This window comes from Pedobacter sp. 01N416 (assembly GCF_056399685.1).
The window spans coordinates 1-467 of the sequence record NZ_JBFTRT010001095.1 but is presented as its reverse complement, the minus strand read 5'-3'; the positions used below and the strand labels follow the sequence as shown (position 1 = coordinate 467).

Below are 467 nucleotides of genomic sequence, written 5' to 3'. Positions count from 1 at the left end.
CCTTAAGCCCCAACTCCCTTTAGGCTGATCATTTTTTTCGTCAACGGCCAACAAAATACAAATATATCATATATAATCCTATGGCAAGGTTATCCGTGATAGCTTCCGACTATCTCATATTTTAAAGCGTCCCCAGATCATCCGTTTCACTTCATCCATCACTTAAAGCGCCGCGAAAAAGCCCCTCCCGAAAAAAAGTGATCAGGGCTTTAGGCAGCTAAGCCAAACCAAAAAAATTAACTGATTTCTTCGAGCAGGGTTAGCAAATCCAGCAGAAACTCAAGGCATATCTCCCTGTCTGACAGAAAATCGATCAGCCGTTTTTCTGTGATATCCCCAAAAGAAGTATCTACCCAGATTGCTCCATTCATRTCTAAGCGCAGGCCTTCAATATACTGTTCCAGCTCCCTGCTATCCACACGCCTTTCGATCCGAATCACCTCGTTTTGTATTGCGCTGATGATCTC

1 protein-coding gene is annotated in these 467 nt (G+C 43.6%); it reads right to left on the bottom strand.

Annotation, left to right across the window (positions count from 1 at the left end; genetic code table 11):
* Positions 1-236: 236 nt before the first annotated feature.
* Positions 237-467, bottom strand: a 231-nt coding sequence (locus AC1DND_RS29395) for a hypothetical protein (protein ID WP_477586568.1), incomplete at its 5' end; no start/stop codon positions are given.